This is a genomic window from Chloroflexota bacterium (assembly GCA_026706485.1).
In the GTDB taxonomy this organism is placed as follows: Bacteria; Chloroflexota; UBA11872; order UBA11872; family UBA11872; genus JAJECS01.
Genome location: JAPOYR010000009.1, coordinates 37,016 through 57,522, shown reverse-complemented (window position 1 = coordinate 57,522; position 20,507 = coordinate 37,016). Strand labels below are relative to the sequence as shown.

The following is a 20,507-nucleotide window of genomic DNA, read 5'->3' as shown; positions in this document are numbered from 1 at the left end:
TCAGTTCGCCGGCTCGCGGTCGGACACGCCGGCCTCGTCGAAGGTGGCCATGTCGCTCAGGCAGGCGGCGGCGACCTCGACCAATCCCGCCGCCAGCAGCGCGCCCGTGCCCTCGCCGAGCCGCATGCCGAGATCGAGCAGCGGCTGGAGCTTCATGTGCTCGAGGGCGATGCGGTGGCCGCGCTCAGCCGAGACGTGGCCGGCGATGAGGTAGTCGCCGACGGTGGGGCAGAGGCTGTGGGCGATGAGGGCCGCGGCGCCCGACACAAATCCGTCCAGCACCACTGCTCGCCGTGCCAGCGCCCCGCCAAGCGCCACGCCGGCCAGCACGCCGATCTCGAAGCCGCCGACCTTGGTGAGCACGTCCAATCCGTCGGCAGGGTCCGGTTGATTCACGTCCAGGGCGCGCTCGACACAGGCAGTCTTGTGCGCCAGCTCGGGGTCGGTGCGTCCCGTGCCGCGCCCCGTCGTTCGCTCGGGAGACGCACCGGTGACGGCGGCGGTGATGGCGCTGGCGGATGTGGTGTTGCCGATGCCCATGTCTCCCGTGCCAATGATGGCCGCCCCGCGCTCAGCGGCCGCCATGGCCAGATCGACGCCGGCCCGAATGCAGGCTTCCGCCTGGTCGCGGGGCATGGCAGGCCCTTGGGTGATGTCGCCAGTGCCCCGCCCCGGCGCGACGACGCGGAGGTCCGGATGCTCAGGCAGCGGAACGGCCACGCCGGCGTCGACGATGACGAGGTCCACACCGCGGGACCGCGCCATGACATTGATGGCCGCGCCGCCGGCCAGGAAGTTCAGCACCATCTGGGCGGTCACCGCCTGGGGATAGCCGGTGACGCCCTGCGCCACCACCCCGTGATCGGCAGCCGCCACGATGAGCGTCGTATTCCCCACGGTTGGCCGGTCGGTTCCGAAGATGCCCGCCAGTTGGACCGACAGGTCCTCCAGCCGTCCCAGGCTGCCCGGGGGCTTGGTGAGTCGCTGCTGGCGCTGTCGTGCTGCCCGCCGCGCCCGACGGTCAGCGGGACGGACGTTGCCGACGACGCCGCCGAGCGTCACGACTAGAACTCAATCCCCTGCTGGGCGCGGATGCCCTGCTCGCGGTACGGGTGCTTGATCATCCGCATTTCGGTCACGAGGTCGGCGCAATCGATCAGCTCCTGCGGCGCATAGCGCCCCGTGATGATGACGTGCATGCGCGCCGGTCGCTGCTTGAGGGTGTCCACGACGTCGGCCACCGGCACCCATCCGTAGTGCATGGTGTAGGTGAACTCGTCAAGCACGAGGATGTCTTCCTCACCCTCCAGGATGGCTTCCTTGCAACGCCCCCACTGCTCCACGGCCAGGGCCTGGGTGCGATCCATGTCCTTGGAGAGCCAGGTGAACCCGTCGCCAAGCGCCTCGATGGGGATTTCGAGCCGCATGGCCGCGCGGTGTTCGCCAAACGTGGCGCCGGTGTGCTTGATGAACTGGAACATGCGGATTTTGAAATCCCGTCCCCAGGCGCGAAAGATCACCCCTAGGGCCGCCGTGGTCTTGCCCTTGCCTTCGCCGGTGTTGACGATCACCAGCCCGTGGCGCTTGCGACGGGTCTTGGCAACCTCGGCGGGCGGCGTGTGTGGATCGCGGCCGCTCATGCTCGGCCTGCAGTCGCGCTCGGTGCGACGGCGTCGGCCGGAGCGTCTTCACGGTCGCTCTGGCCGTTGGCGCCGGCGGCTGGGGTCGGAGCTCCGTTGCTTTCGGATGGACCGATCACGCTGATCGCCAGCGATCCCGTGACGGGATCGCGGTAGACGGCCGACTCAACGCCGAACGCGGATTCGATGATCTCCGGCACCAGCACCTCCTCCGGGGTTCCTTCGGCAAGCACCCGGCCGGAAGCGAGCAGGATCAAGCGATCGCAGTATCGCGCCGCCATGCTGAGGTCGTGGATGGCGGCCACTGCCGTCAGCCCCTCATCCACGAGTCGACGGACCAGATCCAGCACGCGCAGCTTATGCAATACGTCCAGGTTCGCGGTCGGCTCGTCCAGTAAGAGCACGCGGGGCTGCTGCGCCAGGGCTCGCGAAACGAAGACGCGCTGGCGCTCGCCGCCGGACAGCGTGTCCAGCGACCGTGACTCGAATTCCTCGGTCTCGGTCAAGCGCATGGCCTCTCGAGCAATGTCGTCGTCGGCCGGACCCTCGATCTGAAACCGCCCCAGATGGGGGTAACGCCCCATGAGCACGAGCTCGCGCACCGTGAAGCCATGGGTGTAGGGGGCGAGCTGCGGCACAAGCGCCAGCTTGGCCGCAGCCTCCTTGGCCGAGAGTGACGCCAGGTCCGCGCCCTCGAGCCAAACTCCGCCTTCGCACGGACGAAGGACACCCGCCATAGCGCGGAGAAGCGTGGACTTCCCTGCGCCGTTCGGTCCGATGACGCCAACCAGCTGACCCTGATCCGCACTCACGTTCACCCGCTCCAAGAGCGATTGGGCTTCGACTCGGAAGCTCAGATCGTCGGCGCGGAGCGCCGTGGATGGTGCCACTTGCGTCATGGGCTATTCCGCCAGACTAAACGGTGGGCTCTCGAAATCGGCGAAGTCCTCGGGCCACAGGAGCCGCGCCAGGTCCTCGGCGCCCCGGATGTTCCAGTACGAAAGCGTCGTGAAGTGCTTGCCCTCGACGATGTGAACAGCCTGGTTCTTGATTGCCGGAAGCTCGGCCAGCGCCTCATTGTCAAAGAGGCTCTGCCTGAATTCCTCCGCTCCGAACTCTTTGGGCTGGGCGATCACGATGATCTCAGGATTCATGGCAATCACGCCTTCGAGGCTGGTGGTCTGATTGCCTTCGACCCCGGCGTCGGCCGCCGCGTTCAATCCGCCCGCCGCTTCGATGACGCCGCCTTCGGTCGAGTCCGCACCAGCCACCCACAGCTTGTCGGAGTACTGGGTGAGCGTAAGCACGCGCGGGCGGGCTTCGACGGCGCCGGTCACGGCAATGAGGGCCTCATACCGGTCGCGCACCTCGGTCGCGAACTGAACCGCTCGTTCTTCTTCCCCGAAGATATAGCCCATCAAGAGGATGTTGTTGATGCGGGCCTCCGGGTCATGCTTCAGCTCAGTCTGGATCACCAGCACGCCGGCCTTCGAGAGGGCTTCGACGCCGTCGGCCGAGAAGAATGGGCTGGTGACGACGATGTCCGGCGCCTCGGCAATGATCGTCTCCGGGTCGCGGGAGATCTGGGTCTTGTCCTGGAGCAAATGGGCGACGTTTGAGTAGGTGGCGTTCTGAGAGGCGCTGCCGACCGCCACGAGCCGATCCAGCGGGACAAGGGCCAGGGTCATTTCATCGTGCCCAACCGAGGCCGTGATGATGCGCAGCGGCTTGAACGGGATGCTGACCACGCCGTTCAGCCCCTCGACTTCGCGGGGCCAGCTGAAGTTGGTGGGGTCGACGATGCCGCGAACGCTCTCAAACGCCCGCGCAACCTCCGGCGACAGCGCCATCGCGTCCTCGGTCGGAGTCGGCTCAGCGGTTGCCTCGGGCGTCGGCGTTGCCGTCTGGGTAGGAGTCGGTGCGGCGGTTGGCGCCGCGGTCTGCGTCGGGGTTGGCGCGGCAGTCGGCTCCACGGTCGGTGCCGGGGTAGTCGCCGCAACCGCCTCAGTTGCTGACGACGTTTCCGGATCTGGGCCGCAGGCCGCGAGAGCCAGTGCGAGCGCTACGAGGACTAGGGTCAGCACGGCGAGAGTGCGAAGTCGATGCATGTCTACGGGCAGTCCTTTCGGTGGGCCGACCCCGTCGTTGGGTCAACCTTGGGGCGATGCCGATTCACGGCGAGTGCGGACGCGGGAAGGTGAGTGGCTAAGGGGATGGCAAGTGGCGGCCCTTCCGTTGCTTGCGCCTCACAGCGCCTGCGCCTGACGTTTGTTTCGAATCAGCAGAAGGACGAAGAACGGCGCGCCGACGAATGCCGTGAGCACGCCGACCCGAAATTCCGCGGGCTGGACGATGGTCCGAGCGACGGTGTCGGCAACGATCACGAAGACCGCGCCGGCAATAGCGCTGAGCGGAATCAGCACCCGGTGATCGGGGCCCAGCACCAGCCGCAGAATGTGGGGCGTCACCAGGCCCACGAAAGCGATAGTCCCGCTGACGGCCACGGCCGCACCGGTTGCCAGCGCCGAGGCGGCGAGCAGCATGGCGCGCGTCAGGCCGACTCGAACCCCCATGGCGCGCGCCTCGTCGTCGCCCAGCATCAGCAGATTGAGGTCGCGAGCGGCCAGGAGGATGACGGCTGTGGCGACCAGAATCAGCGGCGCCGAGATCTGCGCGTGTTCCCAGGCGCGCGAGTCGAGGCCGCCCGCGAGCCAGAACAGGATTTCCCGCAGCGCTTCGTTGTCGGGCAGGACGATGATGATCGTGGAGACGATCGCGCCGAGAAACGCATTCACGGCGATGCCGGCCAGCAACAGAGTGGCCATGGAGAAATGGCCGCCGACGGCTGCAATGCCGTAGACGAGAAACGTGGCGGCAAGAGCGCCAACGAAGGCGAAGGCCGGCAGGGCCAAGAAGAACAAGCCCGTCGCGCCGGTGGCAATCGCAATCACCGCGCCGAGTGCGCCGCCCGCGGAAACCCCGATGATCCCGGGGTCGGCCATCGGGTTGCGAAACAGTCCCTGCATGGTGGCGCCTGCAACCGCCAGCGCCATGCCGACCACGGCGCCCACCAGGATTCGCGGCAGCCGGATTTGCTCGATGACGAGGTGCTCAGTGCGGCCGACGTCGGCGAGCTCGATCCCGACAAACGAGAGCACGATTGACGCCACGTGGTCGACCGGAATGTCGACCGGCCCCAGGCTGAGCGAAACCAGGGCCGCCGCAAGCGCGAGCGCCGCGAGCACGGCGCCGCCAACGACGAGGCGGATTGAGATGCCAGCCTGGCGATAGTTGCGCAGCGACGTCGGTCGCGCGGCCCCGAGCAAGCCTCACCTCCAGCGGCTCTCCGCTGGAGACCTGGGCTTCCGTGTGCCAGGTGCAACGACCTGACCGCGAGGACCCTCTCTATGGCGGAGAGTGGTCACCTCTCGCTCAGGCAGGTCTCCTGGCTTACGGGCTTAGGTGGTCTGCCGGGCCCTTCCCATCTGACGGTCGACAGTGGGTTCCGGCTCCAAAATCCCGCTTACAGTGGCGCAACCGCGGCGGATTTTCACCGCCTTCCCTATTCTCCCTAGGTGGGCACCTGAACGAACGGTGTTTGGGTATTCAGTTGGCGCGAAGTATTTCCGGCATCGTCGAGGCCTGTCAAACAGCCACCGTGGCGGGTCGCAGCCGCGATTGCGACCGCTCTACATTCCACCCGACGATTGCCGGACAGGGATCATCAGCCGGGCGAATCCTGTCATCGGCAGACGGTGGACAACCAGCAAACATGTGATGCACATGTGTTACTGTTTGTCACATGCCGAAGATGATTCAAGTGCGGAACGTCCCAGACGAGGTGCATCGCGAGGCGAAGGCGCGCGCCGCCCGCGCCGGACTGAGCCTCTCGGATTTCATGCTTCGCGAGCTGGAGCATGCCCTGTCGGTTCCCCCTGTTGAAGAGGTGTTGGCGCGCATCGCCGCGCGGGAGCGCCCGCAGCTCTCCGAGTCGCCGGCTGAAATAATTCGGTCTGAGCGCGAGCGGCGGTGATCGTTGCCGACGCGTCGGCAGTCGTCGAGATGCTGCTGGGATCCGGGAGTCCTGCGGGCGATTCACTGGCGCGGCGATTTGCCCGTCGCGAATCGATCTGCGCACCACATCTGCTAGACGCCGAAGTAGGTCAGGCTCTGCGCCGGTTAGCCCTGCGGGGCGAAGTGTCTGTCGCCCTTGCCCACGCGTCGCTCGAGGACTTGGGAAGGCTGCCAATCCAGCGATTTCCGCATGCGGAGTTGCTCTCCAGGGCATTTGCGCTCCGATCAAACGTGACGTTCTACGACGGCCTGTATCTGGCGCTGGCCGAGGTCCTCGTGGCACCGTTGGTTTCGTGTGATGCCGCCCTGCGTGACCTGCCCGGCTGCAGGGCGACGGTCGAGATCCTTCCGACGGGCGCGAGATCGGGCCGAGGACCAGATTCCTGAGCCATGCCCCTGGGCGACCCTGACGACCCGTTCGTGCGGCCGACGGCGCGGGTGATTCTGCTCGATTCCCGTGACCGCGTGCTGCTGATCCTGGCGACGGTCACTCCCGGCGGCGACCACGGCCCGGAGTCGTTTTGGCACATGCCCGGCGGATTGATCGAACCGGGCGAGACCGCCGAACAGGCCGCCACGCGCGAGTGCGCCGAGGAGACCGGCATCCGCAACATCAGTGTCGGCCCATGTGTCTGGCATCGCCGGCACGTGGCCCAGTGGCACGGGCGCTGGTACGACTGGCGGGAGCGCTATTTCCTGGCGCGCACCGATCAAATTCGAACCACGCCGAGCCACATGGAGGGCCCGGAGCTCGAGGAGTTTCGCGAGCACCGCTGGTGGACGGTCGACGAGGTGCAAGAGTCGGATGAGACCTTCGTACCCGGCCGCCTCGCGGCATTGCTCCCGCCACTGTTGGCAGGCGACCCGCCGAGCGAGCCGATTGACACGGGCGTGTGAGCCACCATCCAGCCTTGTGCAAGAATCGCCAGCGGACCGAAGCCCGGGGCGGTGGACGCGCCGCTGGCCGCGGGGCACCGACGGTGTTGGGAGGGTCTCATGGCGGCAAACCTGAAGCGGCTGATCGCTGTCTACCTGTTTGGCGTGGGGGCCATGGTGGCCATCCACTTCCTCGTCACGCGGTTTTACGACCCGGCATGGGAGGACGCTTCGCTGGCCGCGTGGAGCGTCATGAATCCCTTGCAGGTGATCGCCGTGGCGCTCACGGTAGTGGTGACATTCCTGCGCAAACAGCGCATGTGCGCCGCCCTGTCCGACCAGACGGTGACCCGGGAGTACCTGGAAGCGAACATCCTGTTCTATTTCTCGGTTCCATTCCTCCTGGCGCTGCTGTGGAACTGGTTCGGCGTGCAGTTTGCCGATCCGGCGCACAGCTCGGAGCTGCTGTGGATCTTCCTCGACGTCACGTTGCCGGTGTTGCTGGGCGTCACGGGGCACCAGCTGCTGAGCGAGGCTTCCGGGAAAGCCGGATAGCCAAGCGTCCGTCGACAACCTAATTCCACACACCTGCGCGGATAGTGCAGGGCGACGCTCGAGTCGCCCGTCATCGCGAGATCCCTAGGCTTGCGGCGCACCAACCCGCAACGAAATCGCGGCTAGGACCAAGCAGCTATGCTCGCGCGGCTTTTTCGCTCATCTCATAGCGAACGCGATCGGCATTCGCCAGCATTTTTTCGATAAACGCGATTAACTGCGATAGTTCGTCATCAGTGATTCGACTCATGGTCGTAACATAGAATGAATCTATTTTTGCCATGACACGTGCCGCGATATCGCGGCCTTCGTCTGTCATTTCAATCGACACCATCCGCCGGTCGGTTTGAAGGCGTGACTTTCGCACGAAGTTTCTCTCTTGGAGGTTGGACACGATCCGGCTAATCCGTCCGGTATCCAGCGCAACGTGTTTCTGGACTTCCGAAACCGTGATTGGCTCGTTCATGAAGCACACAGCAAGCACCGAGTAGACGCCCACAGCGAGTCGGTCTTGCGCCAACTCTTCTTCGATGCCGCGGTACATCATGTGCACGACGCTCATGATGTTTTCCTGCAGATGACCGATCTGCGCCTGCAATATCTCGTCTTGAATCTCGTCCTTCACTGGGCTCCACCAGATTCCGCCGGCTCTCCTGACGCTGACAGCTTCTGCATGACGGCCGTGCATGCCGCGAGTTCCTCTTGGCTAATGTCGCCCACAAGGCCCTTGTAGAACCTCAGGGCGCTCTGCATGAGTTCCGGCATCAGCTCCCGGCCTCTATCCGTCACTTCAACTCTCACGATGCGCCGATCATCCGCGAGGTGCGCCTTTGCCATGAGACCCTTGTCCTCGAGTCTAGATGTCGTCCGACTAATTTGCGTGTAGTCAATTGGAAGCATCGACTGCAAGTCCTTGATCGTAGTTGGTCCAGTAGCGAGGCAAACCCCGAGAATCGTGTATTCCACCGCATCGATTTGATACGGGCCCAGTTGCTGCCGGAGTCCTTCGACAATGGCCAGCGTCAGTCGCCTCAATCCATCCTGCAATTGAACGGCTTGGGCATGCACCGACGGGTCGAATTGCTGGCCTTCCAAGCTAACTCGTGACCATTCGGCAACGAATCTTACGATTCCAAAGCGGCAGCCCTGAGATCGTAGCATATTGGTGCCTGGGCGCACTCGATCGAAAGATGCGGGACGTGCCACTAATCTGGGATTAGTTCTGTTTAGTCTGGCAACTACTTGACGGGCGAGTGAGAGATTCCCAGACCCTTAGTGAGGCTCGATTCGTCGTCGAGCGAACCGGCGAGGATCTGGGCTATTCTCCGTCCAGGCCGCTCCCGCGTGTTGCCTGGTCAGCATGACCTCGGAGCGTTCTCATTCACTACGCTGCAGAGCCCTCCAATTGAAAGGCATTGGAACTGTCGATGAAGATCACCAGCCATACACAAGGCTCCCCCTGTTGGGTCGACCTGGCGACCACGGATCAGGCGGCGGCCAAGGCGTTCTATGCGGACCTGTTCGGGTGGGAGTGCCAGGACAACCCGATGGACGAGAGCGGCAACGTCTTTTACACGATGGCGATGGTGGACGGCGCGTTCGTGGGCGGCATGTACGAACAGCCGCAGGACCAGCGAGAGGCGGGCATTCCGCCGCACTGGATGATCCACCTGGCGGTTGACGACGTGGACGCCATCGCGGCGCGGGTGCCTGAACTGGGGGGATCGGTCGGCGCGCCGCCGTTCGACGTCTTCGAGGCAGGCCGCATGAGCATCATCAGCGATCCCGCGGGCGCGCACGTGGCGTTCTGGCAGGCCAAGGGGCACATTGGCGCCGGCGTGAAATCCGAGCCGAACACGATCCACTGGTGCGAGCTCCTGACCCAGGACCCGGACGCCGCCACCGCGTTCTATACGAAGCTGCTGGGCATGGAGTCCGAGACGATGACGATGGCGCAGGGAGGCGACTACACCATCTTCCTGTCCGATGGCGTTGGCGTGGCCGGAACAATGGCGATGCCCGAGCACTTGCGAGAGCAGAACATTCCCGCACATTGGAGCGTCTACTTCCAGGTGACGGACGTCGAGGCCATGGTGAGCAAGGCGGTCGCCAAGGGCGGCGACGTTGCCCTTCCGCCCATGGACATCGCCATGGTGGGCCGCATCGCCTTCCTGCTGGACCCGCAGGGGGCGGGATTCGGGCTCACGCAGCCGGAATGACGGACGGCCCGGCCGAGTCCCTCTAGCGTTGCCCCTGCGCCAGCCGTTGCGGGAGGCAAGGTGGATTCCCGCCTCCGCGGGAATGACGGAATTGGGCGGCGGTCCGATAGATCCTGCCGACGGGCTCTCCACGAACGAGGCATGCCGACCGCGAACCGTGCCAAGCCTCCCGAAATGGTGGATTTGTGACTGAGGTACGCGCGCCGCAGCAGGTACGCTACGGGGCCGCCGACCCCCATGCCCGTATCGAGTGCGGGGCAGGCTCCAACCTTCCCCATCGCAGGGGAAGGAGTTCATGAGGCACTCATGCAACCGCCAGCTAGCTATGCCGAAATCGTGGCGCGGGTGGTTGCGGCCTGCGACGCGCCGCAGCTGACGCTGTCCCGACACCCAATCGACGAGTTGGGCCTGGATCTCCTGCGCGTGGACGTGGCGCCGCAGACTCCGGCGCTGGCGCACGTGGGGTTGTTTGGCGGCGTCCACGGGGACGAGCCCGCGGGGTTCATCTCAGTGCTCGAGTTCCTCGAACGGCGTCGCTGGGCCGACCACCCGGGCATTGCATTCAGCGTCTTCCCCTGCCTGAACCCCACCGGCTGCGCGCTGGGAACCCGGGAGAACGCCGACGGCATTGACATCAACCGGACGTACGACCGCGACGAGGTGCCGGAAGTACGGGTGCTGCGGGCGATGATCGAGCACGACGCGTTCGACGCCTTCATTGACGCTCACGAGGACCCGGAGGAGGACGGGTTCTACGTCTACGCATTCCTCGAGGACCGCGCATGGCATCCGGAGATCGTGGAGGCCGTGGCCGAGCGCGGCCCGGTCACCGGCAAGTCGGAGGTGGACGAGACGCCGGTCTCGGGCGGCTTGATCTCCGTGGGCGAGGACCGATCACGGGAGGAAGCGTTTCAGGAGTACATGGAGGGCGGCGACTGGCCGCTGCCGTTCTACCTGTACTCGCTGGGCATGCGCTCGGGCATGACCACCGAGACGCCGGGGCAGATCGAGCTGGCCACTCGGGTGGCGATGCAGCACGCGGCGCGGGAGCGGCTGTTGGAGTTGCTGACGTTCGCGCGCGGAGCGGGAACCTGGTCCGCGGCGAAGGAGCGGGTTTGAAACCCACCCCTGCCCGAGGCATTCAGCGAGGTCGCCAGCCCAGTCCCAAGCCCCCGAGGCCCCTCACCCCAACCCTCGCCCTGTGGGAGAGGGGACTCAGGGCAGCGCGCCTACCACCCCAGCGCGTAGCCGATAGCGCCCTTGGCGGATACCGCCCCGGCAATGACGCCGTCGGGGCCGCCGTATTGGATCGCCATGGGCTTGCCGTTGGCCCAGCCGTTGGTCACTTCGATTTCGTGGCCGCGTCGCTCCAGCTCGGCAACTACCTCAGTGTCGATTCGACCTTCGGCCACCACGCGACCCGGATAGGCCTGGCGCGGGTAGAACGACGACGGGAAGTGCACCGAGTGCACCGTGGGCGCGTCCAGCGCTTCCTGCAGACTCATGCCGAAATGGACGTGGTTGAGGAAGAATTGCAGCGTCCACTGGTCCTGACCGTCGCCGCCGGGCGTGCCGAACACCATGTAGGGCTCGCCGTCGCGCATGACGAGCGATGGCGTGAGGGTGGCGCGGGGTCGCTTGCGCGGGGCCAGGGCATTGGGCCGCGCCGGATTCAGGTAAAACATCTGGCCGCGCGTGCCCAGCGGAAACCCCAGCCCGCGAATCACCGGCGAGGTGCCCAGCCATCCGCCACTGGGGGTTGCCGCGACCATGTTGCCCTCGGCGTCCACGGCGTCCAGGTGGGTGGTGTCGCCCAGGTGCGCGTGGCCGAGGCCGAGGTCACGCACCTCGCGGGCCTCGAGCTGCAAGGCCTGGCGGTTGTCCTCGGCCACGTCGATGGTGGCGTACGTCGGCACGCCGTTCCCGAGATCACCGGGCCGCATCTCCAGGGACGCCCGCTCGCCGACCAGCGAGCGGCGTTGAGCGGCATAGTCTTCGGATAGCAGCCGGTCGAACGGCACGTCGTCGAAGCGCGGGTCGCCGTAGTAGGCCTCGCGGTCGGCGAAGGCCAGCTTGGAGCACTCGATCACTGTGTGCAGGTAGTCCGCCGAGTTGTGGCCCATCGCCGCCAGATCGATCCCCTGTAGCAGCGACAGTTGTTGCACGAACACCGGGCCCTGGGTCCAGCTGGAGCACTTCGAGACCTCCAGGCCGTGGTAGGTGAAGCTGACGGGCTCCTCGAAATCCGCCTCCCACTCGGCGAAGTCCTCGTAACTGAGGAGGCCCGAGTGCGCCGAGCCGCTGGCGTCTTCGACTGGGTTGGCCGTGATGAAGTCGATGATGCGCTCGGCGATCTCGCCCTTGTAAAAGGCGTCGCGCGCGGCCTCGATGCCGGCCACGCGCCCGCGACCGGCAGCGTCCTGCTCGGCGCGGCAAAGGATGCGCAGCGTCTCGGCCCACGCGGGATTGCGAAGCAGGGCGCCGACCTCGGGCGCACGCCCCGACGGCAAGTAGACCTCGCCGGTGCTGGGGTAAAGCTCGGTGTACTTGGCTTCGTTGCCCGCCAGGCTGTCGTGCAGGCCCGGGTAGACGGCAAAGCCATGCTCGGCCAACTCGATGGCGGGCTGCGCGATCTCGGCGAAGCTCAGGGTTCCAAAGCGGGCCAAGGCCGCGGTCCACGTTCCGACCACGGCGGGCACGCAGGCCGGCAGATAGCCGTCGCCGGGGATGAGATCGATGCCGTGCTCGCGGCACCAGTCGATGGTGAACGCCTGCGCCGACCAGCCCATGCCGCTGAGCGCGTAGACTTTGCGCTCGCGCGCCGAGTAGATGAGCGTCGGCACTTCGCCGGCCAGCCCGTTGCTCTGGGGCTCGAGCAGGTTGAGGCAGAAGCACATCGCCGCGGCGGCGTCGATGGCATTGCCGCCCTGCTCCATGATGCGGAAGCCAGCGGCCGTGGCCAGATAGTGACCCGACGTGACGACGCCGCGCCGGCCCATGACCACCGGGCGCGTGGCATGCGCCGGCCGCTGCCCGGGGCTGTCGTCGCCGAGAAACGTCGTGACCGTCATGGGCTACTGAACCATCGCGGAGGACGCCGGCCACCGCGTGCGGTGGCCGGCGTCCTCACGTCGATAGGTCTAGCTCGCCGTTTCGGTCGCGCGCAGCTCGTCGGACCAGTCGCGCCAGAGGTCGCCGTCCGGGTAGGCCAACGCCTGCTCGTCCGGGAGGGATTCCTCGGTCTTGTCGTAGGCGTAGATCGTGGCCTGACGGATGATGTCGCTGCTCGTGTTCTGCCCCGCCATGTGCAGCATGTTGGCGTGCCAGAGGACCACCGAGCCGCAGGGTCCGTGGGTGTCCACGACCGGCGTGTCTTCCTTGATCTCCGAGATCGGCGGCGTGACGTAGCCGTCGAACTTGCCCGCGGAATGCCGCAAGCTCAGCCAGTCGTCGTTGGACGGGATGTCGCCGCGGTGCATCGCGGACCACCGGTCCCAAATCCGCTGATGGCTGCCGGGCCACAGGTGCAGACCGCCGGCGCCAAGCGGCAGATCGTCGAAGTAGGCCGCGATCTGGAGCCGCCGCCGGCTCTCATACATGCCTTCCGCCGCGTGAGCCGAGGGGTACCTGGCGCTCGGCTGGACCTTGGCGTACGGGTACTTGTTGACGCGGCCGCCCGGGCTGTTGGGCAGCGTGCAATAGAGACCACGCGATCCCTGGGCAGTCGCCCACACGGGACCGGTCTTGGGCAGGCGCAGCTGCTCGGTCTTGCGCGTGGCCTTGCCGAGCCACTTGTCGGACTCCGGACCCAGGTGGACCTCCATGCTGGTGATGTGGTCCTCGGTCAAGAGCGCCGGGCCGATGGTGGTGTTGGTCTCGTCGAGACCGTTCGGCCAGATGACCTCACCGTCGCCGAGCAGCTGCTCCGCGATGTCGAACATGGCGCGGGGCGCCAGGTCGAGCAGCAGCTCTTCGGCACCGTTGCGAATGTAGAGCCGGTGGCCGCCGCCGCCGAAGTAGGGGTCGCCGCCGCCCTCGGGACGCTTGTAGCCTTCCCGCTCCTCGTCGGAGAAGGGCAGCCAGGTCGCGGGGTCGTCCCGCTTCATGCTGGGTCGGTGCTCGGCGATCAGCTCCCACATCTGCTCGCGGGTTTGGCGGCAGAGCTCGAGGTCGAGCACTGCCGGCAAGACCAGGAAGCCGTCGCGCTTGAACTGGGCGATCTGCTCGGTGGTGAGCCGCGGAACCTGCGCCACGCTGTTGGATGGCGTTGCCATGGGATCCCTGCCTCGTTGAGAGACGAGTGTGCGGATGCTTGATTATGGCCTATCGACGCGCGGCTGGGGAGTAAAACTGCCACGCGCGCCGGTCTTTTTTCGATCCGATGCGTGCCATTTGGCGGCGAGGCGTTACCGGCTGGCGCCAGGCACTGCGAATGCCACGACGCGATTGCCGGAGTCTGGCCCGCTATCTCGAGCTTGACCCGTCCTCGCCACATCAGATTTGCTGCCCGACCCGGCGGCGCGGCACCGTGTGTAGGGTTGCGCCTCACCTGACGGGGGCTTGGTATGCGCCTCGATGAGCTTGCCCTGACGCCCGAAGACTACGCGCCCAAGCCACCCACCGTGCCGCGGCTCAAGATCGGCATTATGGGCTGCGGCGACGTCGCCAATTCAGCTCACCTGCCCGCCTACCGCGACTTCGGATACGAAGTCGTCGCCTGCATGGACACCGATGCCCAAGCGGTCGATTCGACCCGCAGCCGCTGGGGCATTCCACGGGGCGGCACGAACCTCGCCACGCTCCTCAACGATCCAGAGGTCGAGGTGGTGGACCTTGCCGTGCACGCCAACGTGCGGTCCGAGGTCCTCGTCGAGATCGCGGCGGCGGGAAAGCCAATTCTTTCGCAGAAGCCGCTCGCCATGGATTGGGCGTCCGCCCAGCAAATGGTCGGCGGCGTCGCGCAGGCCGGCGTGCCGCTGATGGTCAACCAGCAGGCGCGCTGGGCGCCCGCTCATCGCGCCATCAAGGTGCTGCTCGACCGTGGCGTCTGCGGCCCGCTCTACAGCGTGGCCCACGTGCGGAGGTCCTGGCAGGACCATCCGGACCGCTGGTGGCGCCACCTGCAGGATTTCAATGTCGTGGACCACGGCGTCCACTACATCGACCTGGCTCGCTACTTCACGGGGCGTTCGCCCGACGCCGTGAGCTGCACGACCAGCCGAGTCCCGGGCCAGCTCGCAGTCTCACCCCTTTGTCACTCGCTGCTCATGCACTTCGACAGCGGCGACCTGCTCTGCACCGAGCATTTCAACAACATCGTGCCCAATCCGGCGGCTCATGCCGACACCTGGTACCTGGATGGGCTCGACGGCTCGATCATGGGCACGCAACAGTGGGTAAAAGTCTCTCGCAGGGACACGCCCGACCGCCGGGTGCGTTTCCCAATCGGGGGCCGGTGGTTCCCGGACGCCTTCGGCGGCAGCATGGCCGAGATGATGACCGCGCTAGCGGAAGGCCGGGAGCCGCTGACCTCCGGCCGCGACAACCTGCATTCGATCAAGATCGCCTTCGCCGCCGTCAGAAGCAGCGAGGAAAGCCGCACCGTTCGACTGAGCGAGTTCGACTGAGCTCGATCCAGACTCCGACCACCAGATTGCCGTTCGAGCGGCCCGACCGGCCTCGCTCGCGGACTACTCGTCCTCTTCCGGGAGCAGCAGCACGCGCAGATAGCGCTCGTCGGTGAGGTAGAGCCGGGCCGCGGCGGAGACCTGCTCCAAGGTCACGGCGTCCAGCCGTTCTTCAAAGTCGAGGATCCCCGAGAACTCCCCATCCCGCTGCACGACGGTCTGGATCTGGCCACGCCAGAAGCCGTTGTCGCGCAACTGCTCCTCGCGGGGCGTGCGCAGCAGCTCCTTGGCCGTGTCCAGGTAGTCCTGCTCGCCGCCGTCGCGCAGCCAGGCGATTTCCTCGAAGATCGCGTCAAATAGCTCGTCCGCACGGGCGGGGTCGCTGCCGAAGATCACATAGAACAAAAACTCGGGTTCCGGAAACCGGGTCGCCCTAGTGATGGCCCCGACGCTGTAGGTGCCACCGAGCGCCTCGCGCAGACTCTCGCGCAGCCGGATTTGGAGCATCTCGCCCACCAACGTCAGCGCGAGCGCCTCTTGACGGCTCCATTCCATGTCGCCGGCGAACACCACCGCCGTCCGGCTCCGAGGTTCGATGCCGATGCGGACGACGTGCTCCTCCAGCCCAGACGGTCGCTCGACTCCTACGTCGCGCCACTGCTCGACGCGCCCCGTGGTCGGCAGGCTGGCCACGTATGTCTCGGTCAGCGATCGCAGGGTGTCCCAGTCGAAGGCGCCAACGAACACGAAGGTGGCGTCACCCAGGTCCGCGAACCGGTCGACGTAGACCGCTTCCGCGCGCTCCAGGCTGAGCTCGTCGAGCAGCTCGAGCGTGAGCGGCCGACGCCGGAAGTGATTCTGACTGTACGCCGTGTTTAGCGCGTCGGCGAACACGGCGTCCGGTTGGTCGGCGCGCGTCTCCGCGGTGCTGCGCAGGCTGGACTCGTAGGTCGAGTAGTACACCGGATCCAACCTGGGCTCGGTGGCATAGAGATAGATCAGCTGGAATAGCGTCTCCAGGTCTTCCGGCGATGAGCTGCCGTTGAAGCCCTCATAGAGCTCGCTGATGTAGGGCGACACCGAGACCCGCTTGCCGGCGAGCAGCTTGCCCAAGGCCACGTTGTCGTACGGGCCCACGCCGCTGCCCGAGACCATTGCGGCGGCGTACGTGGCGGATACGTGGTCGGCATCGTCCACCAGCGAGTGTCCGCCCGGGCTGAACGCGCCGAAGATGACCTCGTCATTCTTGAAATCGGTCTGCTTGGCGATCACGGTGATCCCGTTGGACAGCGTCCACTTGACGGCGTCGATGGACTCGATGGCTTCCTCGCTAGTGATGCTGCCGGCCGTCGGGATGGCGGCCATGAGCGGCACGTCGGCCACCTCGTCCTTGTAGGGCTCGACCACCAGCGTGTCGGCCGCGGCGAGTCTTGCCTGCAGCTCGGTCTCCAGGTCCTCGTCCGACTTGTCGCCGCTTCCTTCGGGTCGCATCACCAGGAGCACCGTATCTCCGGGCTCGCTCCAGGTCGCGGCCACGGCGTCGACATCCGCCAGTGAAATCTCCGGCAGCAGCGCCTGGTAGAACTCCCACTCAGCCTCGATGCCGGGAACCGGCGTCCCGCTCAGGAAGTGGTCCGCGTACTCCTGGGACAGATTGGCCGACTCGCGCTGATCACGTTCCTTGTAGACGCTTTCCACGGCGCTCAGCAGGTTGGCCTTTTCGCGAGCCAATTCGCTTTCTGTGAACCCGTGCTGGCGGGCGCGCTGGGTCTCCTCCAGCAGCGCCGCGAATCCTCGCTCGACTCCGTCCTGCTCCACCCACGCCGCAAACTGCACGAGGTCTACCGGCTGGACGAATCCTCCCCGCAGGGCATTGGCCCCGATATACGGAGGATCATCGACCTGACCGCGCTCGAATAGCCGGGCGTTGAGCATCATGAACGCCAGGCGCTCCACCACGATGCGCCGCAGCGCCGCCAGGTTGTCGCCTGACTCGGGCGGCAGCTTTCGCACCAGGAACATTTGCGTCGCGGGCGCCTCGGGATCGCTGAACACATTGACCCGCGGCTCGTCGTGCTCGGGCACGCCATAGCGAGGTCGATCTGTCGGCGGCCCGACGGCGGCCGCCGCCTGGCCTGCCTCGCCCTCCGGAGGCGGCGCAAAGTATTGCCGCACCTTGGCTTCGATCGCCTCGGTGTCGAAGTCCCCCACGGCGATGACGGCCATCAGGTCGGGCCGATACCAAGTCTGGTAAAAGTCCACCAGACGCTGTGGGGGAGCGTTTTCGAAGACTTCGGGCAGCCCGATCGGGTCCCGCTCGTTATAGCGCGAGTCGCCGAAAATCAGCGGAAACCAGTTGTCCTGGAACCGCGCGCCGAAGCCTCGAAACAGGCGCCACTCTTCCAGGATCACGCCGCGCTCGAGCTCAACTTCGTCCGGCGCAAAGGTGATGGCGAACGCCCACTCACTGAGGATCTGAAACGCCTTCTCGAGGATTTCCGGATCGTCAGTGGGGATCTCGACGAAATATCGCGTGACATCGAATCCCGTTGACGCGTTCACGTCGGGCCCGAAATTGCTGCCGATGGACTCCAGGTACTCGACGATTTCCTGCTTGGCGAAGCGCTCGGTGCCGTTGAATGCCATGTGCTCGACGAAGTGCGCCAGGCCGCGCTGATCCTCCTCTTCGAGGATCGAGCCGGCCTTCACGATCAGCGAGATGTGGGCGCGCTCACGCGGCTCCTCGTTCTGCCGGATGTAGTAGACGAGGCCGTTGCTCAAGGTGCCCCGCACCACGCTGGGATCGAAGGCCAGCGGCGCGTCGGGGTCGGAAGGCACGGCAACCGCGGGCGTGGGCTCTGGCGTAGGCGTCGGCTCAGGAGTAGGAGTGGGTGTGGGTGTGGGTGTGGGTTGGGGAGTCGGGGTCGGCGTGGGCTCCGGCGTTGGTGTCGGGGTGGGGTCCGGAGTCGGCGTGGGTGTTGGCTCGGGTGTTGGAGTCGGGGTGGGTTCCGGGGTCGGCGTAGCCGTGGGTTCCGGAGTCGGAGTCGGCGTGGGCTCGGGAGTCGAGGTGGGCGTGGCGGAAACTGGCGTTGGGGTGGCCGTCGGTGCCACAGCCACGCGCGTGACGACGGCCGTGGGCGTCGGTTCGGGAGTCGGCGTCGGCGCGACGGTTACGGGCGTGGCGGTGGCGGTGGGCGTCGGATCCGGGGCGGGTGGCACTTCGTCGCCGCACGCCGCAAGTACGACCGCGAATAGCGCGACCGCGGAAATGATCGCCGCCAGGTTCAGACGTGTGCGCATGGAAGTCACTGTGCGTTGTTCAATCGAGTGTTCGCCGGCACTCGTCGACTTTCAGGGAACTGTCTGCGATGCATGCGCCGCGGGCGGCGCCTCCACGGCGCGCGATCGTAGCAGGCTGGCCCACTCCCGCGACGGTGTCTCCATTCGGCACGGTGCTCCCTCGGAGGAGACGCATATCCACGCCGGCGGGTGCATGTGACCTCAAGAGACTGGGGCCGAGAATTCGGACCACGTCAACCTTGCCGGATTGGCGGGGCTTTCTCGGTAAGTCTTGGTCCGGTTCGCGGTTGACTCGGCGCAGTCTTGCGAGTCGCGGCAACGGCTGACTGGTCGCCGTCCCGTGCCCGGCTTCGGACGCGTCTGGGAGACTCATCCGGCTCGATGCATCCGGTTGCACGCCGATCAACGTCCTTCGAATGGCGAGTACTCCGGTTTACCGAACGTGGGTTCCGTATTCGCTGAGGCCATGCGCCCAAATGACCCGCAGGTCAGGTCGGAGTAATCGATTCGATTCCGGGGATCCTTCCACGCTCATAGGGCATCCGGAGCTACGAAGTAGTGGAAGTGGCTCTCACGGGATCTATTGATTCTCCAGGATTCCCACCTGCTGCAGAAACCTCCGCACGGCTACCGCACACTCCTGCGGTTTTTCGAGTTGCAGGAAATGTGTCGTGTCGGGAATGAACTCATGGTCCACGTCCGCGTCCTCGTATTCGAACGACGGGTCGCTCGGGTCCTGTGCGGCGGGGTCTGCGGCTACGGTTTTGACGGGAAACCTCATGGCGCCGAAATCGACGGTCACCGCATACGTCGAGGCGTGGTCCCAGATCTGCGCCTCGAACTCGGCGGGACACCGGAGCTCGAACCCCTGGCCGGTCGCCGACTCCTTGAGGGTCGTTCTTGCCACAAGTTCGAAGACTCCCGGAACGGCACGCTGAAAATAGGGCAAATAGGTATGAAGTTCCGCCAGCTCTTCCCTGGACCGGAACCATTGTGTCCGCCGTCTGAGCATGTCGGCTGTGTCCTTAGCCCGTGATTCGAACGCCCGGTACATGGAGCCGCTGTTGCAGAGGGGTGGGGCGAAAAGCACCAAGGCGGAGTAGCCGTCTCCCCGCGACGGCGCATGAAGGCATGCCAAGGCTGAGATCGAGTGAAACACGCCAACGGTGGGTTTCTCGCCGTAGCGACGGCCAATCGCCTCACGAATGCGGTCGTGGTCTCGTGCAAAGGTGTCGACGCGGTGATCCATCTGGGCGCCGACTTTGTTCCAACCGTGATTCCGCAGGTCGTGGACCAGCAAGTCGAAGTCGCGGCTCAGGAGCGACCAGAATGGATAGTAGAGATCGATGGCAAGGCCGTTACCGTGGCTCAGCACCAGCCTCGGACCCTCCGGGTTTCCGTGGCGTCGCAGCATGATCACGGTGTTGTCGTCCACCTGGACTGGGTGAACCGACAACGGCTTTGGAATCTCCCAGACGGCTGCGAGAGGTCCTCTCACGGAAGGCTCCCTCCTGCTAGAGCGATCATGGACGCCAGGATCGATCGGCGGATCGAGCTATGGACGAACCAGACCGTCAGCGCCGCGTTGACGTAGACGAGCCGGCGTGGTCTGCGGGAACATCGGAGATTCGCCGTCAGGGCAACCTCAATTTAGGTCGCCGAGACGGCTCTGTCAGATTCCAGACCACGGAGCACAACGAGGCGACGTATCTCGTGCTCGACGCTCCCTAGCTCGTTCCCATCTCCGCGATCAGCCCATGCCAGCGCGCAAGGAACAGCCGGCGCCATTGGGTCCCAGCAGCCCGTAGCACTCGCCCGCCTCAATGGCCAGCGACGCGCCGTCCAGCGCGATGATCGGTTCGGCGGCGCGTTTGCGCGCTTCGCGCCGGCGCAGGAACTCCCAGGGCCGCCGGCGCGGCACGCGCGGCTCGAACTGCTTGGTCAGGGTGTCGGTTTCGACGCGCGGCATGGTTTGCGTCCCCGCGCCTGCGTCGATCCGCTCGATGCGATGGGGCCGAGCGGTCATGGGATCGTACCAACCCGGATTGTCAGTGCCCGACGCCGGAGCGGAGGTGCGACTCTTGACGCGGCCGAAGCTGCCATGTCCGCGCACGAGGCAGCCGAAGCACGACTTCCGGATGAGCGCTGTCCCGGCCGCCTACGACGAAGCTTGCCTCTGCGACTTATGCGCCGGCGGAGTCGGCTTCGGTACGCTG

At 65.9% G+C, this 20,507-nt stretch carries 20 protein-coding genes and 1 riboswitch; of the genes, 7 read left to right on the top strand and 13 right to left on the bottom strand.

Annotation, left to right across the window (positions count from 1 at the left end):
• The 5 genes from cobT to OXG79_07085 form a co-directional block, all read right to left on the bottom strand.
• Positions 1–1,062, bottom strand: a complete 1,062-nt coding sequence (gene cobT, locus OXG79_07105) for a nicotinate-nucleotide--dimethylbenzimidazole phosphoribosyltransferase (protein MCY3783537.1) — start codon at positions 1,060–1,062, stop codon at positions 1–3.
• A 2-nt stretch (positions 1,063–1,064) separates the two neighbouring features.
• Positions 1,065–1,640, bottom strand: coding sequence for a cob(I)yrinic acid a,c-diamide adenosyltransferase (gene cobO / locus OXG79_07100; protein ID MCY3783536.1), 576 nt, complete (start codon positions 1,638–1,640; stop codon positions 1,065–1,067).
• A complete protein-coding gene (locus tag OXG79_07095; GenBank protein MCY3783535.1) occupies positions 1,637–2,539 on the bottom strand; it encodes an ABC transporter ATP-binding protein in 903 nt (300 codons plus the stop codon). The genes cobO and OXG79_07095 overlap by 4 nt, the downstream gene beginning before the upstream one ends.
• Before the next feature lie 3 nt (positions 2,540–2,542).
• Entirely contained in the window at positions 2,543–3,490 is a 948-nt protein-coding gene (locus OXG79_07090) for an ABC transporter substrate-binding protein (GenBank protein MCY3783534.1), read from the bottom strand.
• Between the two features lie 396 nt (positions 3,491–3,886).
• Positions 3,887–4,966, bottom strand: a complete 1,080-nt coding sequence (locus tag OXG79_07085; protein ID MCY3783533.1) for an iron chelate uptake ABC transporter family permease subunit — start codon at positions 4,964–4,966, stop codon at positions 3,887–3,889.
• 91 nt (positions 4,967–5,057) lie between these two features.
• A riboswitch (cobalamin riboswitch) is annotated at positions 5,058–5,242 on the bottom strand.
• A 209-nt stretch (positions 5,243–5,451) separates the two neighbouring features.
• Here OXG79_07085 and OXG79_07080 point away from each other — a divergent pair.
• The 4 genes from OXG79_07080 to OXG79_07065 all read left to right on the top strand — a co-directional run bounded on the left by OXG79_07080 (position 5,452) and on the right by OXG79_07065 (position 7,145).
• On the top strand, positions 5,452–5,673 hold the full coding sequence (locus tag OXG79_07080) for a hypothetical protein (protein ID MCY3783532.1): 222 nt from the start codon (positions 5,452–5,454) through the stop codon (positions 5,671–5,673).
• Positions 5,670–6,101: a type II toxin-antitoxin system VapC family toxin gene (locus OXG79_07075; GenBank protein MCY3783531.1), complete on the top strand. Its 432-nt coding sequence runs from the start codon at positions 5,670–5,672 to the stop codon at positions 6,099–6,101. Before OXG79_07080 ends, OXG79_07075 begins: the two co-directional genes overlap by 4 nt.
• Before the next feature lie 3 nt (positions 6,102–6,104).
• On the top strand, positions 6,105–6,611 hold the full coding sequence (locus tag OXG79_07070) for an NUDIX domain-containing protein (protein MCY3783530.1): 507 nt from the start codon (positions 6,105–6,107) through the stop codon (positions 6,609–6,611).
• A gap of 99 nt (positions 6,612–6,710) precedes the next feature.
• Complete coding sequence (locus OXG79_07065; protein ID MCY3783529.1) at positions 6,711–7,145, top strand: hypothetical protein; 435 nt, start codon at positions 6,711–6,713, stop codon at positions 7,143–7,145.
• A 136-nt stretch (positions 7,146–7,281) separates the two neighbouring features.
• Here the strand turns inward: OXG79_07065 and OXG79_07060 are convergent, their stop codons facing one another.
• Entirely contained in the window at positions 7,282–7,770 is a 489-nt protein-coding gene (locus OXG79_07060; GenBank protein ID MCY3783528.1) for a MarR family transcriptional regulator, read from the bottom strand.
• Positions 7,767–8,240: a MarR family transcriptional regulator gene (locus OXG79_07055; GenBank protein ID MCY3783527.1), complete on the bottom strand. Its 474-nt coding sequence runs from the start codon at positions 8,238–8,240 to the stop codon at positions 7,767–7,769. Before OXG79_07055 ends, OXG79_07060 begins: the two co-directional genes overlap by 4 nt.
• 332 nt (positions 8,241–8,572) lie before the next feature.
• On the opposite strand from OXG79_07055, the gene OXG79_07050 reads away from it, so the two are divergent.
• Positions 8,573–9,364 carry a VOC family protein gene (locus OXG79_07050; protein ID MCY3783526.1) on the top strand — a complete coding sequence of 264 codons (792 nt, stop codon included), beginning with the start codon at positions 8,573–8,575 and terminating at the stop codon, positions 9,362–9,364.
• Positions 9,365–9,670: 306 nt separating this feature from the next.
• Entirely contained in the window at positions 9,671–10,483 is an 813-nt protein-coding gene (locus OXG79_07045) for a M14 family metallocarboxypeptidase (GenBank protein ID MCY3783525.1), read from the top strand.
• Positions 10,484–10,593: 110 nt separating this feature from the next.
• Here OXG79_07045 and OXG79_07040 read toward each other — a convergent pair whose 3' ends face one another.
• Positions 10,594–12,435, bottom strand: a complete 1,842-nt coding sequence (locus tag OXG79_07040) for a gamma-glutamyltransferase family protein (GenBank protein ID MCY3783524.1) — start codon at positions 12,433–12,435, stop codon at positions 10,594–10,596.
• A 69-nt stretch (positions 12,436–12,504) separates the two neighbouring features.
• Positions 12,505–13,638: a phytanoyl-CoA dioxygenase family protein gene (locus OXG79_07035; GenBank protein MCY3783523.1), complete on the bottom strand. Its 1,134-nt coding sequence runs from the start codon at positions 13,636–13,638 to the stop codon at positions 12,505–12,507.
• Between the two features lie 291 nt (positions 13,639–13,929).
• Between OXG79_07035 and OXG79_07030 the strand changes: the two genes are divergently transcribed.
• Positions 13,930–14,991, top strand: coding sequence for a Gfo/Idh/MocA family oxidoreductase (locus OXG79_07030; protein ID MCY3783522.1), 1,062 nt, complete (start codon positions 13,930–13,932; stop codon positions 14,989–14,991).
• A 63-nt stretch (positions 14,992–15,054) separates the two neighbouring features.
• Here the strand turns inward: OXG79_07030 and OXG79_07025 are convergent, their stop codons facing one another.
• The 4 genes from OXG79_07025 to OXG79_07010 form a co-directional block, all read right to left on the bottom strand.
• On the bottom strand, positions 15,055–17,829 hold the full coding sequence (locus tag OXG79_07025) for an insulinase family protein (GenBank protein MCY3783521.1): 2,775 nt from the start codon (positions 17,827–17,829) through the stop codon (positions 15,055–15,057).
• Positions 17,830–17,866: 37 nt separating this feature from the next.
• The gene (locus OXG79_07020; protein MCY3783520.1) at positions 17,867–18,223 is read right to left on the bottom strand and encodes a hypothetical protein; all 357 of its coding nucleotides are present in this window, start codon (positions 18,221–18,223) and stop codon (positions 17,867–17,869) included.
• 648 nt (positions 18,224–18,871) lie between these two features.
• Positions 18,872–19,789 carry an alpha/beta hydrolase gene (locus tag OXG79_07015; protein ID MCY3783519.1) on the bottom strand — a complete coding sequence of 306 codons (918 nt, stop codon included), beginning with the start codon at positions 19,787–19,789 and terminating at the stop codon, positions 18,872–18,874.
• A 252-nt stretch (positions 19,790–20,041) separates the two neighbouring features.
• Positions 20,042–20,317 carry a hypothetical protein gene (locus OXG79_07010; protein ID MCY3783518.1) on the bottom strand — a complete coding sequence of 92 codons (276 nt, stop codon included), beginning with the start codon at positions 20,315–20,317 and terminating at the stop codon, positions 20,042–20,044.
• Positions 20,318–20,507: the final 190 nt, after the last annotated feature.